The 21090-nt window shown below is 65.1% G+C and carries 21 protein-coding genes and 1 tRNA gene; 13 read left to right on the top strand and 9 right to left on the bottom strand.

Translation table 11 applies throughout. From position 1 onward, the window contains the following. Positions 1-211: 211 nt before the first annotated feature. The 3 genes from KF823_15390 to trpC all read left to right on the top strand — a co-directional run bounded on the left by KF823_15390 (position 212) and on the right by trpC (position 2791). The gene (locus KF823_15390; GenBank protein MBX3727291.1) at positions 212-814 is read left to right on the top strand and encodes an aminodeoxychorismate/anthranilate synthase component II; all 603 of its coding nucleotides are present in this window, start codon (positions 212-214) and stop codon (positions 812-814) included. Positions 815-838: 24 nt separating this feature from the next. Beyond that, positions 839-1876 (top strand): anthranilate phosphoribosyltransferase, encoded by a 1038-nt coding sequence (gene trpD / locus KF823_15385; GenBank protein ID MBX3727290.1) that lies wholly within the window; start codon positions 839-841, stop codon positions 1874-1876. Positions 1877-1981: 105 nt separating this feature from the next. Next, positions 1982-2791 (top strand): indole-3-glycerol phosphate synthase TrpC, encoded by an 810-nt coding sequence (gene trpC, locus KF823_15380; protein ID MBX3727289.1) that lies wholly within the window; start codon positions 1982-1984, stop codon positions 2789-2791. A 54-nt stretch (positions 2792-2845) separates the two neighbouring features. Here trpC and crp read toward each other — a convergent pair whose 3' ends face one another. Beyond that, positions 2846-3556 (bottom strand): cAMP-activated global transcriptional regulator CRP, encoded by a 711-nt coding sequence (gene crp, locus KF823_15375; protein ID MBX3727288.1) that lies wholly within the window; start codon positions 3554-3556, stop codon positions 2846-2848. Positions 3557-3710: 154 nt separating this feature from the next. Between crp and speD the strand changes: the two genes are divergently transcribed. Beyond that, positions 3711-4526 carry an adenosylmethionine decarboxylase gene (gene speD, locus KF823_15370; GenBank protein ID MBX3727287.1) on the top strand — a complete coding sequence of 272 codons (816 nt, stop codon included), beginning with the start codon at positions 3711-3713 and terminating at the stop codon, positions 4524-4526. A gap of 243 nt (positions 4527-4769) precedes the next feature. On the opposite strand, the gene coq7 is transcribed toward speD, so the two are convergent. Both coq7 and KF823_15360 read right to left on the bottom strand, forming a co-directional pair. Continuing rightward, the gene (gene coq7, locus KF823_15365) at positions 4770-5414 is read right to left on the bottom strand and encodes a 2-polyprenyl-3-methyl-6-methoxy-1,4-benzoquinone monooxygenase (protein MBX3727286.1); all 645 of its coding nucleotides are present in this window, start codon (positions 5412-5414) and stop codon (positions 4770-4772) included. Then, the gene (locus KF823_15360) at positions 5411-6694 is read right to left on the bottom strand and encodes a (Fe-S)-binding protein (GenBank protein MBX3727285.1); all 1284 of its coding nucleotides are present in this window, start codon (positions 6692-6694) and stop codon (positions 5411-5413) included. The genes coq7 and KF823_15360 overlap by 4 nt, the downstream gene beginning before the upstream one ends. Positions 6695-6804: 110 nt before the next feature. On the opposite strand from KF823_15360, the gene rplM reads away from it, so the two are divergent. The 8 genes from rplM to KF823_15320 all read left to right on the top strand — a co-directional run bounded on the left by rplM (position 6805) and on the right by KF823_15320 (position 12564). Beyond that, the gene (gene rplM, locus KF823_15355) at positions 6805-7236 is read left to right on the top strand and encodes a 50S ribosomal protein L13 (GenBank protein MBX3727284.1); all 432 of its coding nucleotides are present in this window, start codon (positions 6805-6807) and stop codon (positions 7234-7236) included. Positions 7237-7247: 11 nt separating this feature from the next. Then, positions 7248-7640, top strand: a complete 393-nt coding sequence (gene rpsI, locus KF823_15350) for a 30S ribosomal protein S9 (protein ID MBX3727283.1) — start codon at positions 7248-7250, stop codon at positions 7638-7640. A gap of 74 nt (positions 7641-7714) precedes the next feature. After that, positions 7715-7788: transfer RNA gene (locus KF823_15345), tRNA-Gln, on the top strand. Positions 7789-9030: 1242 nt separating this feature from the next. Continuing rightward, positions 9031-9948, top strand: coding sequence for an AAA family ATPase (locus tag KF823_15340; GenBank protein ID MBX3727282.1), 918 nt, complete (start codon positions 9031-9033; stop codon positions 9946-9948). After that, positions 9945-10418, top strand: a complete 474-nt coding sequence (locus KF823_15335; GenBank protein MBX3727281.1) for a hypothetical protein — start codon at positions 9945-9947, stop codon at positions 10416-10418. The genes KF823_15340 and KF823_15335 overlap by 4 nt, the downstream gene beginning before the upstream one ends. After that, positions 10415-10918 (top strand): HORMA domain containing protein, encoded by a 504-nt coding sequence (locus KF823_15330; protein ID MBX3727280.1) that lies wholly within the window; start codon positions 10415-10417, stop codon positions 10916-10918. The genes KF823_15335 and KF823_15330 overlap by 4 nt, the downstream gene beginning before the upstream one ends. Next, positions 10915-11814 (top strand): nucleotidyltransferase, encoded by a 900-nt coding sequence (locus KF823_15325; protein MBX3727279.1) that lies wholly within the window; start codon positions 10915-10917, stop codon positions 11812-11814. The genes KF823_15330 and KF823_15325 overlap by 4 nt, the downstream gene beginning before the upstream one ends. 15 nt (positions 11815-11829) lie before the next feature. Then, positions 11830-12564, top strand: coding sequence for a hypothetical protein (locus tag KF823_15320; GenBank protein MBX3727278.1), 735 nt, complete (start codon positions 11830-11832; stop codon positions 12562-12564). Positions 12565-12634: 70 nt separating this feature from the next. Here the strand turns inward: KF823_15320 and KF823_15315 are convergent, their stop codons facing one another. Next, a complete protein-coding gene (locus KF823_15315; protein MBX3727277.1) occupies positions 12635-12883 on the bottom strand; it encodes a transposase in 249 nt (82 codons plus the stop codon). A gap of 48 nt (positions 12884-12931) precedes the next feature. Between KF823_15315 and KF823_15310 the strand changes: the two genes are divergently transcribed. Next, a complete protein-coding gene (locus tag KF823_15310) occupies positions 12932-13810 on the top strand; it encodes a DUF4238 domain-containing protein (GenBank protein MBX3727276.1) in 879 nt (292 codons plus the stop codon). A gap of 60 nt (positions 13811-13870) precedes the next feature. Here KF823_15310 and KF823_15305 read toward each other — a convergent pair whose 3' ends face one another. From KF823_15305 to KF823_15285, 5 genes are all read right to left on the bottom strand, one after another. Further along, the gene (locus KF823_15305) at positions 13871-14887 is read right to left on the bottom strand and encodes a site-specific integrase (protein ID MBX3727275.1); all 1017 of its coding nucleotides are present in this window, start codon (positions 14885-14887) and stop codon (positions 13871-13873) included. Between the two features lie 215 nt (positions 14888-15102). Beyond that, positions 15103-16233, bottom strand: coding sequence for a hypothetical protein (locus tag KF823_15300; GenBank protein ID MBX3727274.1), 1131 nt, complete (start codon positions 16231-16233; stop codon positions 15103-15105). Continuing rightward, on the bottom strand, positions 16230-17525 hold the full coding sequence (locus tag KF823_15295) for a TniQ family protein (GenBank protein ID MBX3727273.1): 1296 nt from the start codon (positions 17523-17525) through the stop codon (positions 16230-16232). The genes KF823_15300 and KF823_15295 overlap by 4 nt, the downstream gene beginning before the upstream one ends. After that, complete coding sequence (locus KF823_15290; GenBank protein ID MBX3727272.1) at positions 17522-18571, bottom strand: ATP-binding protein; 1050 nt, start codon at positions 18569-18571, stop codon at positions 17522-17524. Before KF823_15290 ends, KF823_15295 begins: the two co-directional genes overlap by 4 nt. Further along, the gene (locus KF823_15285) at positions 18568-20928 is read right to left on the bottom strand and encodes a DDE-type integrase/transposase/recombinase (GenBank protein ID MBX3727271.1); all 2361 of its coding nucleotides are present in this window, start codon (positions 20926-20928) and stop codon (positions 18568-18570) included. The genes KF823_15290 and KF823_15285 overlap by 4 nt, the downstream gene beginning before the upstream one ends. Positions 20929-21090: the final 162 nt, after the last annotated feature.

The raw sequence follows: 21090 nt of genomic DNA, 5'->3' as shown, positions 1-21090 counted from the left end.
CTCCTTTGCGAGGCCTGATTGGCGGCGTGTCCCAGCTCGCTGCCGGGCGGCGTGTCGCCGGTGCGACGGCACCGCACTTCTCCCCTCCCCCGCCCGCGGGGGAGGGGCGGGGGAGAGGGTCGGGGCTGGCCATGATCGGGAAAGGGCCGGGAGAGTGACGGCAGGCTGCGCGCAAGCCGCTACCATGCGCCCTCCCCGCCGGGAGTGCGCCATGGTCCTGATGATCGACAACTACGACAGCTTCACCTTCAACATCGTCCAGTACCTCGGCGAGCTGGGCGAGGAGGTGCACACGGTGCGCAACGATGCCATCGACCTGCCCGGCATCCGCGCGCTGGCACCCTCCCACATCGTGGTCTCCCCCGGACCGTGCACACCCGACCAGGCCGGCATCTCGCTGGCGGTGGTCACGGAGCTGGCCGGAGAGTTCCCGATCCTGGGCGTGTGCCTGGGTCACCAGGCGATCGGCCAGGCCTTCGGCGGCGAGGTGGTGCGCGCCCGCCAGGTCATGCACGGCAAGACCTCGGCGATCCGCCACACCGGTCAGGGCGTGTTCGCCGGCCTGCCCGATCCGTTCGAGGCAACCCGCTACCACTCCCTGGTGGTGGCGCGCGAGTCGCTGCCGGACTGCCTGGAGATCACCGCCTGGACGGAGCGTGCCGATGGCGGTCTCGACGAGATCATGGGCCTGCGCCATCGCAGCCTGCCGGTCGAGGGCGTGCAGTTCCACCCCGAGTCGATCCTGACCCAGCACGGCCACGACCTGCTGGCCAACTTCCTGGCGCTGGGTCGCGCCCGGCCGCTGGCCGCCTGAGCCATGGGTGCTTCCGGATCCGCCATGACCCTCAGTCCCCAGGCCGCCCTGCAGCGGGTGATCGAGCACCGCGAGATCTTCCACGACGAGATGCTGGACCTGATGCGCGCGATCATGCGCGGCGAGGTGCCGCCCGCCCTGGTCGCGGCCCTGCTCACCGGCCTGCGCGTCAAGAAGGAGACCGTCGGCGAGATCGCCGCCGCCGCCCAGGTGATGCGCGAGTTCGCGCAGCGCGTCGAGGTGCCGGATGCCGACCGCCTGCTCGACATCGTCGGCACGGGTGGCGACGGCGCGCACACCTTCAACATCTCGACCGCCGCCATGTTCGTGGCCGCGGCGGCCGGCGCGCGGGTCGCCAAGCACGGCAACCGCAGCGTCTCCAGCCGCTCCGGCAGCGCCGACGTGCTGGAGGCGCTGGGCGCCCGGATCGAGCTGACGCCACCGGAGGTCGCGCAGGTGCTTGCCCAGACCGGCATCGGCTTCATGTTCGCGCCCATGCACCACAGCGCGATGCGCAATGTCGCCGCCGTGCGGCGCGAGCTGGGCGTGCGCACGATCTTCAACATCCTCGGGCCGCTGACCAACCCGGCCGGCGCGCCGGACATCCTGATGGGGGTGTTCCATCCCGACCTGGTCGGCATCCAGGTGCGCGTCCTGCAGCGCCTGGGCGCGCGCCGCGCCCTGGTGGTCTGGGGCAAGGACGGCATGGACGAGATCTCCCTTGGCGCCGCCACCGTGGTCGGCGAGCTGCGCGACGGCGCGGTGCGCGAGTACGAGATCCATCCGGAGGACTTCGGGCTGGCGATGGCGTCCAGCCGCAGCCTGCGGGTCGACGATCCGGCGCAATCCCAGCGGATGCTGCTGGATGTCCTGGACGGCACGCCGGGCGTCGCCGCCGACATCGTGGCCCTCAACGCGGGCGCCGCGCTGTACGCCGCCGGCGTCGCCGTCGACATCGCCGACGGCCTGGCGCGTGCCCGTGCGGCGATCACCAGCGGTGCCGCGCGGACCCGCCTGGACGCCTTCGTCGCGGCCACCGGCCGGGTCGCCGCGGCGTCGTGACGCAGGGCCCACACCGGCCGCGGCGGACCGTGCTAACGTGCCCGGCCCGTCGCGAATCCGGGCACGCCCGGCACCTGCGGCGCACGCGTTGAACGGGTCACTGGCATGAGCGACATCCTCGATCGCATCCTGGCGCGCAAGCGCGAAGAAGTCGCCGCCCGCGCGGCCACCACGCCGCTGGCCGAACTGCGCGCCCGCTGCGCAGACGTGCCGCCAGCGCGCGACTTCTTCGGGGCCCTGGCCAGTCGCGTCGCCGACCGCCGGCCGGCGGTGATCGCCGAGGTCAAGAAGGCCAGCCCCAGCCAGGGCGTGATCCGTGCCGACTTCCGACCCGAGGCGATCGCCCGCAGCTACGAGGCTGCAGGCGCCGCCTGCCTGTCGGTGCTGACCGATGCCGACTTCTTCCAGGGCGCCGACGAACACCTGCGCCAGGCGCGTGCGGCCTGCGCGTTGCCGGTGCTGCGCAAGGACTTCGTGGTCGATCCCTGGCAGGTCTGGGAGGCCCGCGCGCTGGGCGCCGACTGCGTGCTGCTGATCGCCGCCGCCCTCGACGACGCGCAGCTGCGCGAGCTGCTGGCGCTGACCGAGTCGCTGGGCCTCGATGCCCTGCTGGAGGTCCATGACGGCGCCGAGCTGGAGCGGGCGCTGACGCTGCCGGCGCACCTGATCGGCGTGAACAACCGCGACCTGCGCACCTTCGAGGTGAGCCTGGAGACCACGCTGTCGCTGCGGCCGCTGGTGCCCGAAGGCCGTCTGCTGGTCACCGAATCCGGCATCCACGATCGCCAGGACGTCGAGCGCATGCGTGCCGCCGGCGTGCATGCCTTCCTGGTCGGCGAGCGATTCATGCGGGCGCCCGATCCGGGTGCCGCACTGGCCGAGCTGTTCGGCCAGGCGCCCTCGATGGCGGCCTGAGCCGGGCCGACGCGGGCCGCCCGCGTCGCTGGCGGGCGAGCGGCCCTCAGGTGCTCAGGCGGCGTTGCTGCCCAGCCGGTGGTGCATGACCTTGGGGCCGGCCTCGGTGCCGAAGCCCAGCACCACGATGGTCTTGCCGGTGACTGTGATGACGCCCTGCTCCTCGAGCTGCTTGAGCACCCGGCCGACCATCTCCCGCGAGCAGCCGACGATGCGACTCATCTCCTGGCGCGAGATGCGGATCTGCTTGCCTTGCGGATGCGGCTGGGCGTCCGGCTCGCTGCACAGGTCGACCAGGGTCTGGGCGACCCGGTTGGTGACGTCCATGTAGGCCAACCGGCTGACCTTCCTGGACGTGGCCAGCAGCCGGTCGGCGATCTGCGAGCCGATCTTGAACAGGATCTTCGGGCAGTCGTCGCGCAAGGTGCCGTCCAGCAGCTGGAACAGGCGCTCGTAGCTGATCTCGGCCAGGTCGCAGGCGGTCCGGGTGCGGATCATCACCGCCCGCCGGGGCGTCTCGACGAACAGGCCGAGCTCGCCGATGAAATCGCCCGGGTTGACGTAGGCCAGGATGATCTCGCGGCCCTCCTCGTCCTCGGCGATTATGCTGAGCGAGCCCTCCACCACGAAGAACAGGGTGTTGGCCGGGTCGCCGGGCCGCATGATCACGGCCTTGGCCGGGTAGCGGCGGCGATGGCACAGGGAAAGGAAACGCTCGATCGAGGCGCGATCCGGCGCGAGCGAGGCGGGAAGCTGAGCGGTCATAGGTCGTCCCCCTGCAAGGCCAGCACTATGAATCATCGCAAACGCGCCGGCAACCGCCGGGCCGGGCCGGTTTGCGCCCGCGGGCCGGGGGTCCGATAATCCGCGGCCTCCGGGCGGCACACGGGCGGCCCGCCTCGTCGTGGTGGTCATCAACGTGGTCAAGCCGCTCCCGCGCCTCAAGCTCCAGGGTTTCAACAACCTGACCAAGGCGCTGTCCTTCAATATCTACGACGTCTGCTACGCGGTCAGCGACGAGCAGCGCCAGCGCTACATCGAGTACATCGACGAGGCCTACAACGCCGACCGGCTGACGCAGATCCTGACCGACGTCGCCGAGATCATCGGCGCCAACATCCTGAACATCGCTCGCCAGGACTACGACCCGCAGGGCGCCTCGGTGACCATCCTGATCTCCGAGGAGCCGGTGATCGACAAGAAGGCGGCCGGGCACATCGTGCCGGGCGCGGTGCGCGAGCACCCCGCCGAGGCCAGCGTGGTGGGCCACCTGGACAAGAGCCACATCACCGTCCACACCTATCCCGAGACCCACCCGCACGACGGCATCGCGACCTTCCGGGCCGACATCGACGTCGCCACCTGCGGGGTGATCTCGCCGCTGAAGGCGCTCAACTACCTGATCGAGAGCCTGGAGTCCGACATCGTCATCATGGACTACCGGGTGCGCGGCTTCACCCGCGACGTGCGCGGCCGCAAGCACTACATCGACCACAAGATCAACTCGATCCAGGACTACCTGTCGCGGGCGGTGCGCAACCGCTACGAGATGTTCGACGTCAACGTCTACCAGGAGAACATCTTCCACACGAAGATGCACATCAAGGACTTCGACCTCGACACCTACCTGTTCGAGGCCCGCGCCGCCGACCTCTCGTTCAAGGACCGCCTGCGCATCGAGCAGCGCGTCAAGGTCGAGATCGAGGAGCTGTTCCACGGGCGGAATCTGCTTTAGCGGGGACCGGGGACCGGGGACCAGGGACCAGGGAGCGGGTCCGGAGGGTTCCTTGAGACCGTAGGGCATCGACCGCTGCACCGCGCTCGAAAACCGACCTCGAAATGGAAATCAACCCTCTGCGGCGAGCCGGCTTACGCCGCTGATGTCATGCCCAGTTGCGTCCTGCGCCGGATCGCTTAGCCTCCCCGGTCCCCGGTCCCCGGTCCCCGGTCCCCGGTCCCCGGTCCCCGGTCCCCGGTCTCAGACCCGATACGCCACCTTCCTCATCACCTCCGCCGCCAGCGCCATCAGGCGCGGCAGGGGGGCGGGCAGGGGCGCGCCGCCGGCCTGGCCGGCCTCCTCGGCGTGGCGGGCCTCGTCGGCCTGCATCTGCGACAGGATCCGCCGGCTGCGTTCGTCGCCTTCCGGCAACTGCTGCAGGTGGTCGGCCAGGTGCGCCTCGACCTGGCGCTCTGTCTCGACCACGAAACCCAGGCTCAGGCGGTCGCCGAGCAGGCCGGCGACCGCGCCGATCGCGAAGGCGCCGCCGTACCAGAGCGGGTTGAGAAGGCTCGGGCGGTCACCCAGTTCGTCGAGCCGCTGCGCGCACCAGGCCAGGTGGTCGGTCTCCTCGCGGGCCGCGGCCAGCAGCTGCGCCCGGGTCGCCGGGTTGCGGGCGGTGACTGCCTGGCCGGAATACAGGGCCTGGGCGCAGATCTCGCCGACGTGGTTGATCCGCATCAGGCCGGCGACGTGACGGCGGGTGGCGTCGTCGGTGGCTGCTGCCGTGGCGTCGCCGGCCGGGTTCGGCCGCTGCGCGGATGGCGTGGCGAACAGGGTGCGAAGGGCACGGTCGGCCTCGGAGAGACAGCGATCGACCAGGCCAGCGGCGGGAGTGGCGTTCATGTCAACAGTTGCCTTGCGAGAAGTTCGACGGGGTGCAGGATCTCGAGTGTAGGGCGCCCGTCCTGCTGCGGCCGCGAAAGCATCAGCCGGCAACCGATATTGGTGCTGACCACCGTGTCGGGCTGCGCGGCGTCGATGTCCTGCACGACCCGCTCGCGCAGGGCGACGGCCTGCCGCGGTTGCGCCAGGAAATGGCTGCCGGCCGCCCCGCAGCAGCGGTCGGCGGCGGGCAGGGCGACCGGCACCAGTCCGGGGATGCGCCCGAGCAGGTCGAGCACGGCCTGGCTGCTGGCAGGACCCAGCAGGCGCTGGCTGCACGGCTGGTGGATCGCGACGCGTCCGGGCAGGGTCGCGAAGCGCAGCCTGGCCAGGCCGGGATGGGTGGCCAGGGCGACGTGCAATTCCTGCACCTCGATGCCGGCCTCCGCCAGCACCTGGCGGGCGCGGTCATGGCAGCCGCTGGCGGTGCCCAGGACGCGACGAACGCCCGAGGCGCGCAGTCGCCCGGCCAGGGCGTCAGCCTGCCGCGCCGCATCCTCCGCGATGCCGTCGTGGAGGGCGAGGTTGCCGCAGCAGAGCGCCGGTGCCATCGCCAGCGGCTGGCCGAGGGCGTGGAACAGCCGCTGCGCGGCCCGATGCAGCGGCTGTTCCCAGTCCGCAGCGACGCAGCCCGGCCACAGCGCAGTGTCTCCAGCGACTTCGGCCGGGGCCGGTCGACCGGGCACCGGTGCAGCAGCCCGCACCGGTGCGGGCAGGCCGGCAAGCAGGCCCAGGCGCAGGCGCCAGGGTGTTGCAGCGGCAGGAACGCGCCGGAACGGCCGCAGCAGCGGCAGGGCGGCCTGGGCCCAGCGGCGCAGCGAGGCACGCGACAGCACGCGGAGCATCAGGCGACGCCAGCGCGGTCGCCGCTGCGCCAGCGCCGGCAGTGCCCTGACACCGGCGATCAGGCTGCCGTACTGGACGCCGGCCGGGCACACCGCCTCGCAACGACGACAGGCCAGGCAACTGTCGAAATGGCCCACCAGGGCCGGCGACGGCGGCGCCTCGCCGCGCAGCAGGGCGCGGGCGAGCATGATCCGGCCACGCGGCGATTCTCCTTCCTCGCGCGCCACCGCGTAGGTCGGGCACGCCGGCAGGCACTGTCCGCACAGGACGCACCGGTCCGCCAGCCCGGCCAGGCGGGCCGCATCCGGGTATACTGGCCGGCCGCCCTCCGCGGCCACGGGCTGGTGCCCGGGGCCTTGCGCATCGCCAGGGTGGGGGTCGGGGACGCCGGGCATGGCCGCAATGGTAGCCGCCCGCGGCCTCACCCGGGCCCAGACGCTTGCCAGGATCCGATTCCCGGGCTATGATCCCGCCCCTTTCTTCGCGACACCCGTTCGGAGCTGCCATGAAAACCACAACCAGCGCCAGGCCGGAGACCGTCAAGCGCGACTGGTTCCTGGTCGACGCATCCGGCAAGACCCTCGGCCGCCTGGCGTCCGAGCTGGCCCGCCGCCTGCGCGGCAAGCACAAGCCCGTGTTCACGCCGCACGTCGACACCGGCGACTACCTCGTCGTCGTCAACGCCGAGAAGATCGCGGTGACCGGCAAGAAGATGGACGACAAGGTCTACCACCATGTCACCGGCTATATCGGCAACATCAAGTCGATCACCCTGAAGGACATGCTGGCCAGTCATCCGGAGCGCGCGATCGAGATCGCCGTCAAGGGCATGCTGCCGAAGAATCCGCTGGGTCGGGCCATGTTCAAGAAGCTGAAGGTCTACAAGGGTGCCGAGCATCCGCATACCGCCCAGCAGCCGGCTCCGCTCGAGATCTGAGGACAGCAACGATGGCAACCAACCAGCACTACGGCACCGGCCGCCGCAAGTCCTCCGCCGCGCGCGTGTTCCTGCGCCCGGGCAACGGCAGCATCGTCGTCAACGGCAAGCCGCTCGACAAGTTCTTCGGCCGCGAGACCGCGCGCATGATCGTGCGCCAGCCGCTGGAACTGACCCAGAACACCGACAAGTTCGACGCCTACGTCACCGTCGAGGGCGGCGGCATCACCGGCCAGGCCGGCGCCATCCGCCTGGGCATCTCCCGCGCCCTGGTCGAGTACAACGCCGAGCTGAAGACCGACCTGCGCAAGGCCGGCTTCATGACCCGCGACGCCCGCGAGGTGGAGCGCAAGAAGGTCGGCCTGCACAAGGCCCGTCGCGCCACCCAGTTCTCCAAGCGCTGATCCGCCTGCGTCTGCCGCGACCCTGCCGGGTCGCGGCCGGCCTTCCGGGTTTGTTACGCTTGCACCGGTCCTGCTGGGGGATCGTCTAACGGTAGGACAACGGACTCTGACTCCGTTTATCTAGGTTCGAATCCTAGTCCCCCAGCCAATCATTGGAGGCCGCCCGTCCAGGTGTGGGCCTCACCATAAAGTGGCACGAACTGCCACTTTATGCTTACCAAGCCACCATAAAGTGGCACGGAAGGCGAAAGACTCCAGCCGCCGCGGTCCGCAAGGCCCCGGCGGCTTTTCTTTTTCTGGGTGCATCGGGTCACCTTGGTCTGTCAGGACTTCTGTGGGCGGCTTGGGGGCAGTCGCCCGCACTTCAGCTCGCCCCGACACGGCTGGGCTTGTTCTCAGCCGAGACTGTAAGTCCGCGATATCGGCACGTGTCACGGTATGTAGCTTCCAAGGCCCGCCCTTGAGCCCAAGTGGCCGCAGGCACGACGAATGATCGTCGCCTCTCGTTAAGCTTCTGTTTAGGTTTGCCCCGGCCTTCGCGAGCGCTCCCGGCCCCTTGAGAGCTAAGGCAGCGCCAACACAAGGTTGCCGCCATGGGACACCGGGACACCGCAATGCCGGGCCAGAACTCACCCGGAGCTGGTTACCGAGCTCCAGAACCGCCCTGGAGCTCGTGCACATTACATCGCGCCAACCATACGCCTCAGGGTCCCAATGCCTCGATATAGACAGGCCCGACAAGTGTGGGGCCTCTCATAAAGTGGCACGAAGTGCCACCTTATGCTTCCCGGGCCACCATAAGGTGGCAATGGGAGGCGAAATACTCGAGCCGCCGCGGGCCACAGGGCCACGGCGGCTTTTCTTTTGCTAGGTGCATCCGGTCACCCTGGTCTGTCGGGACTCCTGTTGGTGGCTTTGGGGCAGTCGCCGGCGCCCCGACGCTGCTGGCCTTGCCGTTTGTTGAGACTGCAGGTCCAGGGAATGTAGCTTCACATCGCCCACCACCGAGTCTCAGTTGCCGCAGACATGGCGGATATCGTCTAATATTGTTCAGTTTCTATTTAAGTATTACAGCGGCTTTTGCGACCGCGTCCGGCCCCTTTGATAGCTGCGGCAGCGCCACTGCGCCAAGCTTGCGGACTTTGGGGCACGGGGGCATGGCAGTGCCGGCCCAACTCCCCGGATGGCGTCCCGCCTACTGGTCTAACAGTTCGATCCTAACCGCCTAATCGGGGAAGCGAGAAAACGGCGAGTTCGACTGTCCCCTTGAAGCTCAACAACCACGCCCCAAGATCTTGTGTTTGAGGTAGTAGCGGACAACCACATCTGGTGTCTCGCTTGGTGAGACGTGGCTCATCTAGCCTCTCCTCAGGTCAAAAGAGGTACAATGATGTCGCAACGGCCAGCTTCAGATCCTGACCACCTTCCTACGGGAATCCAGCGGATTCGGGTCCTGCCCGACCCCGAATTGGACGCCTTGTGGGTGTCGATCTTCACGGAGCCCCGATTCAAGGAAAGCCTTGTCGGCCAGGCCGTCCTCAACTTTACGATCCGGCGCCGCGTGAAGCGCTCGGTGTTGCCGCTCCATGGGGTGATCCTACTCACCGGCGAACCCGGCACGGGCAAGACGTCTCTGGCCCGTGGGCTGGCCAGCCGGATCGCCTCCATCCTCACGGGCGTAAGAAACTTCAGACTCTTGGAAGTCGAGCCGCACGCGTTGACCAGTTCGGCAATGGGCCGGACGCAGCGCGCCGTGTCGGACCTTTTCTCGAAGGCGATCGCGGAGGCAGCGACGCTGGGGCCCACCGTGGTGCTGCTAGACGAGGTTGAAACCCTGGCGGCAGATCGCGCGAAACTCAGCCTAGATGCCAACCCTATTGATATCCATCGCGCGACCGATGCGGTGCTGGTGCAGCTGGATGCTCTCGCTGAGGAATACCCCGACCTGCTCTTCGTGGCCACTTCGAACTTCCCTGCAGCCGTTGACAGTGCCTTCACCTCGCGCTGCGATCTCTTAGTGGAAGTCCCCTTGCCGGACCGCAGCGCCTGCAAGCAGATCCTCACAGACTGCCTCGAAGGACTCGGCGAGGAGTTTCCATCAATCGCCAGGTTGGCGCGATCCTCCGCCGTCGACGCCTGCGCGGATGCGTGCGTGGGACTCGATGGACGCGCCATTCGCAAAGCCGTTGCCGCGGCAATGGCGAGTGACCTGCACGTTGCGGCCGACCCCAACAAACTGACGGCTGACCAGCTGCGCAACATGCTGGCCACCGTTCGCCGCAGTCGCCCGGGAGCGCCGAAGCAATGAGCACGGTCACCAGTCGCACATTCCGCAGTACGCCCTACCGCACGGGTTCCGACACGTGGTTCGCCATCGTCACGCTCCTGACTCGTGGCCAGACGTCAGACAAGTCGAAGGAACTCAACTCGGTCGTCGGCGTTGCGTCCAGCGTCATCGTCGACCACGCGGCCGGGGGCGCGCCAATCGTCGTGACCTGTAGCGGGCCGCGCACGCGCATTTACTGCCTCTACGACGACGACGCGCTCGACGAATCGGCCGCCAACGAATCGCCGCTCGGTTTTGATCCCCTCGCGGGCGACTGGCACGTGTCGCTGCCGTGTTCCGCCGATGACTTGGCATGGGTGCAGCGCGCCCTCAAGGAACACAGCTCGCGGATCACCGCGCGAGACGCAGCGGAGGGGTTCGCGGTCAGTGAAAGCAAAAACGCCGCGGCAGCGGCACCGCTCCAGATCAACATGCAGGAGCTCTTCAAGTGACCAGCGTCTGCGCCTACTCCTACACCCATTCCGTTACCTACGTTGCTGACAACATCCTCAAGAGCTTGAAGGACATCATCCGGCTCAGCGGTCTGGACCCGGCCAAGTTCGCCGACGACTGGGAGGTCAACCAGCGTGGCATCCGCAGTTGGCTCGATTCAGGTCACCTCGAGCTCGTGACGCTAGAGATCTACCATCCAAACACCGATGCGCTGATCACGCGCTGGGACATCACGGTCGTGTACCAGTGGTCGTCTGGCAACGGGTCGTTCTGGACCGATACCGAACAGCTTCGGTACGCCATCCTCAAGGCGGGGGTGGTGCCCAGTCAGGCGAAGTATCGTCTGATCCTTCAGAACAAGCCGGGTCGGCCCAACGTTGACGGTTGGTCTTCGGCGTCGTTTCGTTCCACGGATGGCATGGTGCGCCAGAGCCTTGGCGCTACGGTCCAGCATCAGGGGCTAGGCGCGAATGCCGCGTACTGGAGGAAGGTCGGATGATCACGCTAGACGAGGCGTTTCGGAAGTTCAAGAGTCGACTGGAATTGACGCAGCGCGAGCAGGACAACGCGAGCGCGCGGCACACGGAAGTGCGCGAGTACCTTGCTACGAAGTTCAAGATCGATCGCGACTTCCTCACCGGTTCCTACAAGCGGCACACCAAGACCAAGCCGCTCAAGGACATCGATATCTTCTTTGTCCTCGCGCAGGCTGAGCGCCACTATCGCGAAAAACATCCCTCGGCGGTGCTGGACGCGTTCTACGATGCCCTGGCCGAAAAGTACGGTAAGGATCGCGTTCGCAAGCAGGGGCGGTCGATCAATGTCGACTTCGGTATCAAGCCGGATGACGAAGACAACACCAACGAGCAGATTCTGAGCATTGATGCGGTACCGGCGTTCGCCGCCGGCGACGACTACGAAATCCCGGACAACGCGTCCGGAAAGTGGATCAAGACCAATCCGGAAACCCATGCCAAGAAGGCGATCGCGGCGCACCAAGCCTACTCCAATGAGTGGAAGGGGCTGGTACGCATGATGAAGTACTGGAACAACAACCTGAAGCACGGGGAAAAGCCGATCAAGCCGTCCTTCCTCGTGGAAGTCATGGCGCTCGAATGCCTGCACGGCGATTTCCACGGCCGCTTCGATTACGAGTTCCAGGGCTTCTTCACCACCTTGGCGGACCGGATCATGGACGAATGGAAGGATCCCGCCGGCCTGGGCCCCCCGATAAGCAATGACATGGACACCGCTCGCAAGCAGCGGGCGCGCTCGTTGTTGGAGACTGCCAGCCACGAGGCTGCCAATGCCATCCACTTGGCTCGCCAAGGCCGCAACGGTGACGCACTCGTCGAATGGAGAAATCTTTTCGGCCCGAAGTTTCCGCTCTCGTAACGAAGGAGGCGTCCCATGGAATCTGAACGCAAGGCCGATACCGCGTGGATGCGCGATGCTTTTGTCGACGTGCAGAGCGAGCTTGCGCTGAGAATTCGGCGTGCGTCGCAGTCGATCGGGCACCCCGGCACGCAAGGCAGCGTCAACGAGGACCACTGGATCGAGGTCTTTCGTGCCTATTTCCCTAACCGGTATGAGGTCGCAACCGGGTTCGTCATAGATAGCCGCGGCGGACGCAGCGAGCAGATCGACATCATCATTTTCGATCGGCACTTCACGCCGACCTTGCTCGACCAGCAGAAGCATCGGTACGTTCCTGCCGAAGCCGTCTATGCGGTCTTCGAGTCGAAGCCCCATCTCGACAAGGCCTACCTTGCGTACGCGGGACAGAAAGCGGCGTCTGTCCGGAAGCTGTATCGAACCTCGGTCGCCATCGCGCACGCTGGCGGTGTACACAGTCCAAGAGAGCCCTTCCCCATCGTCGCCGGCATCGTGGCGCCGCGATCAAGTTGGTCTGATGGGCTGGGAGCGACGTTCGAGATGAACCTCCCGACGGAGCATGAGGAGCGGCTCGACTGCGGGTGCGCGCTGGATCACGGCGCCTTCGACACTTTCGAAGGGAAATTGAGAAAGCTTCCTCCGGAAGGAGCCCTCATCAGTTTCTTGTTCCGGCTGCTCTCCAAGTTGCAATCACTAGGAAGTGTCCGGGCCATCGACTGGGCTGCTTACGCGGCCGTAGTCGACGCATGAGCAGACATGGCATCGTGTCGAAGTGCTACTCAATTTAGCTCCGCGAGCGGGCCGTCCGTAAGCTTCCCCGTCAAGCAGACACTCCAAAAGTAGAACCTCCGGCGGCTTTTTGGCGGAACTCTGCGGGCGTCAGGTCGCCCAGGGAATCGTGGGGGTGCTCCTCGTTGTACTCGGTCATCCACGTCCAGGCGGCTTCCCGGACGTCTTGGATCCGCAGGAACAGGTGCAGGTCCAGTACCTCATCCCGGAAGGTGCGGTTGAAGCGTTCGACGTAGGCGTTCTGGTTGGGCTTGCCCGGCTGGATGTACTGGATGGCCATGCCATTGGCATGCGCCCAGGCCACGAACGCTTCTCAAAGGTGAACTAAGTGACCGCTAAAAAGCCCGCCCCCAAGCATCACCACTGGGTTCCGCGCTCGTACCTTCAGCATTTCGCCACTCCTGAGTCACGCCGGTCTAAGACACCCCGCGTCTATGTCTTCGACAAAAACAACACTGGACAGACACCAAGACCTACGTCGGTGAAGGAAGTTTGCGTCAGGCGATATCTCTACGCGCCAGCAGACCAGAACGGCCTGCGCGACTGGGCACTGGAAGTGGCCCTCGACAAGATTGAGGCCAAACTTGGCCATCGATGGATCGAGTTCACAGAAGGTGAGCCGAGCTTGCAGGATGAGTCACTCCGCAATGAGCTGTCGCTATTCGTCGCCACATTGCACCTCCGTAACCCCGACATCTTGAAGACGATCGACACAATAATGAGTCTCCGGAATAGGTTGTACGGACAGACTCAAGGCCCACCGAGCGCCAGCGAATGGTGCTCTCCACAAGTGCTCGGTGATCCCGTCGACCCCAGCCACCGTCCGGATCCCACTGACCCCCATCGGTTCTTCACCCACATGGTGTGGACCCAAGCAGGCGCAATCGCGAAAGCCTTCTTTGGGATGCGATGGTCAGTGCTCTGCACCGACGAGGACGTCTTTGTCACCTCCGATCGACCTGTTGGATTTCAGCATGCCCAGCGGCTGCGGGCGGGCCCCCTGACACCCGGCGCGCTCACCATTTTTCCAATCAATCCACGCCGCATGTTGCTGTTGGGCGATGGCCTTAAACCACCATACGAACAGTACGCTAAGGTAAGCGCGCTTGTTGCGAGGGGATACAACCGAGTACAAGAGCTGACCAGCACACGCTTCGTTTTCACGGGGAGATCCGGGCCCGAGGTGTTCCGCGAGATCCAAACATAGAACGGGCCGCACGGTAATTGCACCCCCAGATCGGTACCACTCCGCTATCTCAAGCAAGCCTCACTCAAGCAGTCTGGACGCTTGGGAGTGGATCAGCGACCCCATCTGGAAGTATCCAATCACGCTCGCCACGGAGCGGTGGTCGGTGAGCTGCATGGTCTCCTGCAGCGACACGCCACTGAGACCCGCCTCTGTGGCAAAGCCCGATCGCAGGCTGTGACCGCCGAAATCCCCCTCGAGCCCGGCCTGGCGCGCCCGCGACTGGACGATGTTGTTGACCGCCTGGGTGGACAATGGCCGGGTGCCGAGCTGGCCATTGCTCAGGGACCGGAACAGCGGGCCCTGGCTGATCTTCGAGGCGTCCAGCCAGGCCGTCATGGCGTCGGCGGCGAGCCCGAACAGCGGCTTGTCCGGCGTGGACCCTGCGCTCGGGCCGGCCTGAAGCGTCTTACCGTGCCCCAGGAAGTAGGTGTAGGCGTCGTCGCCGGCGCGTCGCAGGTTCTCGTAGGTCGCTGAGGCAATTTCGCTGCGCCGGCGCCCGCCGGTGGCGAAGCCGAATGTGAGCAGGGCAGCGTCCCTCAGTCCCAGCAGGGAGTCGTCGCAGGTGGCCAGCATGGCCCGCAGGATGTCCGCGGTGATCGCGGTCTTCTTGCGCGGGCGCTCACCGCGCTTGGCGCAGGCGCGGCGCGAGCGCGACAGCAGGTGGCGCACCGCCGGCGCCTCGCAGGGGTTCTCGCTGCTGCGCAGGGTGTGCAGGCTGGAGAGCACGGCCACCCGGTGGACCACTGTGGCCAGCGCCAGGGGGCCGGGCTTGCCCTTCATGCCCGCGGCTACCAGCACCTGGTCGATGGCCGGCGGCAGCTCGATACGCAGGTGACCGCGATCGTTATGCGCCAGGTGGTCGACGATGAACTGGATGACGGTCGCCTCAGGCACCGGCAGCGCCAATGCCTCGCCGAAACGGGCCAGATGCCAGGCATGCCAGTACCGCAGCGCGCTGGCGTAGCTGCGCTTTGTGTTGGCGGACGCGGCCTCCTCCAAGATCAATCGGACCGCGGCGGCCGCTGCGCTGGCCAGGCCGTCTGGCAGCGGAACCCTATCGGGATGTGCGAGTACGCACTTGGACGACTGGTGATGGCGATCGGGGCGCTTCAAGAGGCTCTCCAGCAAGATGGGCAACTCGCAAAGCCGTACGATGAAGACGCTCGCTTAGTTGCCCGAGACCTTACCCGTGAATCTGCGTTTTGCGCAGCGCCAAGGTTAATCCTTCTCAGTTTGGAAAACATGGCCTGTCAGGAGTTGCGCAAAGGGATTGAGGAGTGTCGCCGGCATTTCCTTTCGATTGCCAGCCGCCCCGCGCGCTCGACCCGACATTGCCTGGTCTTGTCCTCCAGACGAGACTGCAGGACTGAGATCTCGGCACGAGCCTGCGCAAGGCGCTTTTCAAGATCCCGCGCTCCAGACTTCGCGGTCGCAAGGAGGGCAGATAGACGCTGAACCTCATCCTTCGTTCGCTCAAGCTGGTCGGCGAACTGTGCTGCCGCCATCCGCTCCCTTGAGAGCTTTGCGTTCGCCCCATCCAGCTGGTTCCTCAGCCTCTTGGCCTCACCGAGCATCCGATCCCGCGATTCGAGCAACTCTTCCAAAGCACTGCGGGAGGCCTCGACCCGCTCCTGGCTCTCGGCCAGGCGGGTACTGAGATCGCCGGAAATGCGACACTCGGCATTCAGCGCCGCCTTGGCCAGCCCCAGATCCCGGGTAGCCACCGCCAGCAAGGTGTCTTTCTCGGAATTCTGGAGGCTGAGTCTGCCGATACGATCATTCAGGGCCGCAACTTCAGTCTCGTTGGCGAGAAGCCTGGACTGTTGTTGATCAAGGTCGACAGTGGCGCGGTCGAGCTCTGCGGTCTTGCGCGAGATCGTCTCAAGTAGCGAGTCACGGTCGGCGCTGAGCGACCCAAGGTCCACCCGAAGCACCTGTATGGCCTCCATCGTCGCTTCCCGTTGCCGGATCACCTCAGCCATGGCCACCTCAGCAGCCTGCTGCAATTCGCGGGCAGAAGTCCTTGCAGCCTCTAGGTGATCGAACTCGATGGCCAGCCCCCTGAGAACATCCTCGCGGATGTCCGAAGCCACGACTTCATAGAGCCTATGGATTGCATCGGGCTTCGTCGTCGACACCTCCGGAATGACCACCGCTCCCCGTAATCGAAACACCTCCAGGACAAGCGGCTCGAGGGATTTCTGGCTGGGTCCTCCCAACACCTTTGCTATCCAGCGAAGGCTTGGGTAGACGCCAGCCGACACCAGAGAAGAGATCGCCCACTCCACGTGGTCCAACTCAATCGCTTGCCTATCGATGCCGGGCGGCTTGAGCCTACAGATCCTCTCGATCACCTCGGACTGGTCAAACACCTCGCTCATGGGGAAAGCCTCCTAGGTTTGGCCGTGTGATCGAGTTGGCGTCGAATCTCGTGTTTAAGCACGTCCTCGGGGAGCCCTGTTTCGGCACGCAGTCGCCGGAACAGCGCTCTGCCACTGAGGGCAACGGGGCAAGCGGATCGAAGGTCCTCGATTCCACGACGGACGACTTCACGGCAGCGGGAGAGGATCGACCTTCTGTGTTGCCGGCAGGAGACCTTGAACCGCAAAACCCACTCTTCGACCAGATCAGGAAAGCGGTAGCGCAGTGCGCCAACCGACACATCCAGGCTGGTCGCTAGAGCTCGGAGAGGCGTGGCGTAGGAAACCGTGCCCATGGCACGGGCGATTCTCCGCCGCATGGCCAAGGGATCATCAATGCGCCGGCGCTCAAGGGCCTTCCCTGCAGAGGATGGCGAAGCCAGAATTCCCGGTAGTGAGGAGGTGTAGGGCGCAATCTCACCCTTCAGGACGCCCAGAAGGGGGTAGTCGAGCGCATGCGAGATAGAAAGTGCCGTCTTCAGCGTGATGGGATGGTTGCGGCAGAGCAGGCTAAGCAGCTGGTCTCGCCCGACCATTCGGTACAACCGCTCTTCCTTTCCTGTCTCCCATGCGGCATCTAGAAGCGCCTCCAGGAACCTGTGCACGCCTGAGGCAGGGAAGCGGAAACCTGGGTGCTCGGCACAGTACTGGATGACCGACTGCAGCTCCGGCCCCTCCCTGCTGGGAGAAGCAGGTTTGGACCCGAGGCTGAGCGATGCACTACAGCGCACGCAGGCCGACAGATCCCGGCGTGGCCGAACCCCATCCTGCTGTGCTCCACATGAGGCGCAGGCATCCCGGAGGAGGGCGCCGTGACGCGTACAGTGAACGACCGGCTGCAGCTGCCAGACCAGTCGGAAGTAGGGAGGCTTCCCGGACGCTCCAAGGCCCATGCAGTCCGGACACCAGCGCAACGTCTTGGCGAAGGTCCGCTCAGACCTGGCCAGTGCGCCGTGAAATGCCAGGAACGTTGTCTGGTCCAGATGTCCGTCGGCCACGCCTAGAGCGTGCGCGAGGGCGCGAACCAGGTACTCCGTGGTCTGATTAGGACGTACGAACCGCGAGCTGGATGAAGTGAAGATTCCGCCCATACTTCCAGCCCCCTTCGCGTACCGTTGGTCCAGCGCGAAGCGGATCAGGCTCGTGGCAGGTGCGGCATGGATGGTGCTCAGGCGGATCAGATAGGAGCTGAGGCACTCCACGTCGCCCGTTCCCTGGCCCAGTACATCCAATGGGAGCAACCGTGTGTTCATGCGCGCCCGCCCCGCTCGTAGCGCTGTGGCTTGCGCTTGAAGGGTTTGCCGCTCTTGCGGCCGGCCTCTGTCGGACCAGGAAGCTCGCGAGCGACGGCAGCCCCAACCTCGAAGAACCGTTCTCCTATAGCGATGTCGTCGAGGATGGTTCTCTCAAATTGCGCCGGATGCCTCGTCTCAGCAAGCACCTCCAGACCGAAGGCATCTAGGTCGCGTGTCTCACAGAAGGAAAGGGCAGTCCGAAGCCACTTGCTCAGATGGCCGATGCAGCCGTAGGAGTGCTTGAACAGGTAGGAGTTGACGCGGCGTAGTGAGTCATCCGAGCCAAATCGAAGATGCTGGCCCCAGGTGTGCAGGATCTGCTCGAAAGCCGCCACATCGCCAGCATGGTTCGACTGGTAGCGGGAGAAGTGGATGGGTCGAAGCCGTCCCACCAGGTGGGACGCAAGGCCAATAAGGTCCAGAAGCCTGTACCCGCCAACGAGGACCAGCACCACGCCGGTCTTGTTGGCCATGCATTTCCACGAGTCAAGGATGGCCTGCCCCGCGTAGCTTGACCGGCCCGAGTAGCCCACATGGTGGGCTTCGTCGATGATGAGGTATCTCGTCTGCCGGATCCTGAGTGCATGTTCCAGCGCCTCCCGAAGGACCCCCTCCGGTGTCCGGTTGATCCGGGTATCGAGTCTGGACCTGGAATCCTCGTCTTGCTGACAGGCGCCATAGATCGGGTGACCGACGGCTTCAAGGCAGCTCCGCATGAATGCCTTGCTCGAGAACGAACCCATGCGAGACGAGTTCTCAGCTTCGACAATGATGAAGGGCAGAACTCCATCCTGCGGAGTGGCACCTTCAATGAGGCGATCAGCCGCCAGGTGCGCGGCGCGGCTCTTTCCCACCCGACTGGGCCCCACTAGGACGATCACCTCGCCTGGCTGTGCGAAGGTCATGTGGTTGAACAGGTACTCGACGGTCTCGACAAACCGCCTGTGCTGCACACAGCCGTCGCTGATCTTCCGGTGAGCTTCCAACCTCCACGAGATACTCATGCCTTACCCCACTCTTTGGTAGGCAGAACCTCAATCTCGGTGCCACGGACGCTCTCAAATGGATCACTAGGTTCGCCGTCTGGGGGCTGGAGTTGCGGCTCAGCCTGCTGAGCCATCAGCTCGTCGGCCCGGCGAATCTGGTCGATGAGGCGTTCATCCGCCTCCGACCGGGCTTGCTCTCGCAACTCACGCGACGTGTACAGAGCGATGGATTGGTTTCGGGCCTTCGCTGGGTCCTCATGGGCGTGGACCAGATGGCCCGATGAGTAACATGGCTCCCATGCGCTTCCGATCCGCGCGTAGATGACATGGATGTTCTCGGGGTCGCGTCGTGCTTCAACTCGCGTGCGGGGTTTGAGCCCTGCCAGCGCGGGTGACCAGTACCAGAGCTTCGGGTCCTTCATCTGCAAGCCACGGCGGGGATCGAAGGAGACATTGGCCTCATCCACGCAGCTGGCGACATGAAAGGATGCATGGTCATCCACAGCAACCCCGGAGAAGGGGAAACGCTGCATCAACTGGGCGAATTCCACAGCGGGACTGGATTCGCGCGCATTCCTCACCTTGTTTGAGCGCCAACTTATGTACTGGCCGAGTTCCGAGTGCAGACCACCTAGGTCCAGTTGCGCGTGACTTCGGGATTGATGTCCCGCAGAGACGGCGCGGCTTTCCACCTTCGACACGGTGTTCCCCGGCCGCAGGCTGAGCCACTCCGACTTGAAGAGCCCGAAGAATCGCTCGGCTTCGGATCCGAAGCGTGGGTGGGATGTCGGTCGGACTACCTGGGTCACGCCACAATGGGCAAGCAGCGCCGAGAAATAGATGGAGCGGAACTCCGACCCTCTGTCCACCACGATCTGCTCAGGCAGGCGGCCGTGACGTCGCACTACATCCCGCAGTACGAGAGCGCAGCTCGTTCGGCTCGGACTCATGAAGCCAAGCGAGAAGCCAAGGATCAGCGAGCTCGCGACGTCGATCAGTACCGTCAACCAGGGCAGGGCTGTGTACGATCGCTCCCCACTCAAGACGCGCAAATGAACGTCGCACAGATAGTGATCGCAGCTAGCCGTCTCGAACGGACGCATGGCTGGAACCGCGCGCGACAAAACTTCGGTCGGGCTCGCTGCTGCGTTGGCAGCTCGGACTCCGCCCCGGCCAATCGCCGAGGCTTGCTGGGCACACTCGATCCTTCTCCTGAATGTTGTCAGGCCGACCGGGCTGACACCGGGGTGCGCTTGGTGCGCCATGGAGCGGTAGAGCCGAAATGCCGCAGCGCCAGTGAGGCGATCGGGCGAGGCCCAGTAGGTTTCAATGAATCTATCCAAGGTCTGCAGCACAGCTGCCGGACGCTTTGGAGACCGATTGCCTCGAAGATGAAATTTCGGCACCACGGACTGGATAAGCGTTAGACCAGTACGCTCCCCCTCCTTGATGAGCTTTCGGTACCGGAAGGAAGATCGACCCCCAATGCCCGACTGGAGGCGGTTAATGACCGCCATCGCCCTCTCTGCCTGCCTTCGTGTGAGGACCTTGGTGATGGCCACCTTCTGGCTGTTGTGCTCAACCGTGTCGGGCACATCCAGAAGCTCGGGGTTGGCTGAAACCAAAGTGGACTCGGGCAAGGCCAAAAGACAGTGCATCAGGTCAGCGAACAGGACACCCCTGTCAATCAGCCGAAGAATGGCGGTTAGGTCCGTCACGCCAAGGGAGACTGCCAGCTCGGCAATGGACATCGTCGAATGGGACGAAAGTCTGGCGAGCGCACGCTTCTCGATCTGCGGAGAGATCGCCGTGTCGAAGCAGCGGGCCTGCATGAGCAGTCGAACATTCGCAACGTAGGTCTGCGAAAGCTCCGCAATGTTGATGACCTGGTGCGCGAGCCCTAGCTTGGCAAAGGCCTCTACGGCAGGCAGGTCTTGTGCCTGACCCTCGTCGGTACGTAGCCAGTCCTCTGGGTAGCGGGCCAGCCGGTCTTCGATTTCCTGTGCGCTCTTTACCTCAACGACCCGGGGGCCGGTGGCGCGAAGGACCAGGAAGTCGGGTGTGTAGAGACGAGGACCCCGCCTGCCCTTCCGGTCCTGCCGGATGCACTCTACCGGTGGGGGCTGGTCGAAGTACGCGACGACCCCCGGGTCGTACTCAAGAGTGAGCGAGTACGCATGTTCGCCCGTGCGACTTTCGCCGACAATCGAACGCCCCATCTTCCTTGACGGGTACTCGCACGCGACTGACTTGTAGCCCTGTGCGCTGGCCAGCCGCGAAGGCCTCTCGGCGGTCTCCAGGACGTAGTCGCGAGACAACCCCGCAATGCCGTGCGCAGCGCAATACGCTTCGAGATCCTGCTTGGTGAACGCCATGTCCGCACCCATAGGGCACGGGATGGGCAACCCCCCTTGACAGGCAAAAGAGTGCCGCCTAGCATCGGGTTGTCAGCCTGCCAGCGACAACCCAAGCCAGGGGCCCAAGTTCGCAAGAACTTGGGCTTCTGTCATTTCAGATATGCCCTCCCGCTAACCCCT

The organism is Lysobacterales bacterium, assembly GCA_019634735.1.
Taxonomy (GTDB): domain Bacteria; phylum Pseudomonadota; class Gammaproteobacteria; order Xanthomonadales; family UBA2363; genus Pseudofulvimonas.
Note: the sequence above shows the minus strand (reverse complement) of the source record. Positions and strands in the feature narration are given on the sequence as shown.

Coding starts and splice junctions, on each gene's coding strand:
- trpC (MBX3727289.1), top strand. CDS start 1,982: ATGAGCGACATCCTCGATCGCATCCTGGCGCGCAAGCGCGAAGAAGTC.
- crp (MBX3727288.1), bottom strand. CDS start 3,556: ATGACCGCTCAGCTTCCCGCCTCGCTCGCGCCGGATCGCGCCTCGATC.
- KF823_15360 (MBX3727285.1), bottom strand. CDS start 6,694: ATGCCCGGCGTCCCCGACCCCCACCCTGGCGATGCGCAAGGCCCCGGG.
- KF823_15335 (MBX3727281.1), top strand. CDS start 9,945: ATGAGCACGGTCACCAGTCGCACATTCCGCAGTACGCCCTACCGCACG.
- trpD (MBX3727290.1), top strand. CDS start 839: ATGACCCTCAGTCCCCAGGCCGCCCTGCAGCGGGTGATCGAGCACCGC.
- rplM (MBX3727284.1), top strand. CDS start 6,805: ATGAAAACCACAACCAGCGCCAGGCCGGAGACCGTCAAGCGCGACTGG.
- KF823_15295 (MBX3727273.1), bottom strand. CDS start 17,525: ATGAACACACGGTTGCTCCCATTGGATGTACTGGGCCAGGGAACGGGC.
- KF823_15320 (MBX3727278.1), top strand. CDS start 11,830: ATGGAATCTGAACGCAAGGCCGATACCGCGTGGATGCGCGATGCTTTT.
- KF823_15340 (MBX3727282.1), top strand. CDS start 9,031: ATGTCGCAACGGCCAGCTTCAGATCCTGACCACCTTCCTACGGGAATC.
- KF823_15300 (MBX3727274.1), bottom strand. CDS start 16,233: ATGAGCGAGGTGTTTGACCAGTCCGAGGTGATCGAGAGGATCTGTAGG.
- KF823_15290 (MBX3727272.1), bottom strand. CDS start 18,571: ATGAGTATCTCGTGGAGGTTGGAAGCTCACCGGAAGATCAGCGACGGC.
- KF823_15285 (MBX3727271.1), bottom strand. CDS start 20,928: ATGGCGTTCACCAAGCAGGATCTCGAAGCGTATTGCGCTGCGCACGGC.
- KF823_15390 (MBX3727291.1), top strand. CDS start 212: ATGGTCCTGATGATCGACAACTACGACAGCTTCACCTTCAACATCGTC.
- KF823_15325 (MBX3727279.1), top strand. CDS start 10,915: ATGATCACGCTAGACGAGGCGTTTCGGAAGTTCAAGAGTCGACTGGAA.
- coq7 (MBX3727286.1), bottom strand. CDS start 5,414: ATGAACGCCACTCCCGCCGCTGGCCTGGTCGATCGCTGTCTCTCCGAG.
- KF823_15315 (MBX3727277.1), bottom strand. CDS start 12,883: ATGGCCATCCAGTACATCCAGCCGGGCAAGCCCAACCAGAACGCCTAC.
- rpsI (MBX3727283.1), top strand. CDS start 7,248: ATGGCAACCAACCAGCACTACGGCACCGGCCGCCGCAAGTCCTCCGCC.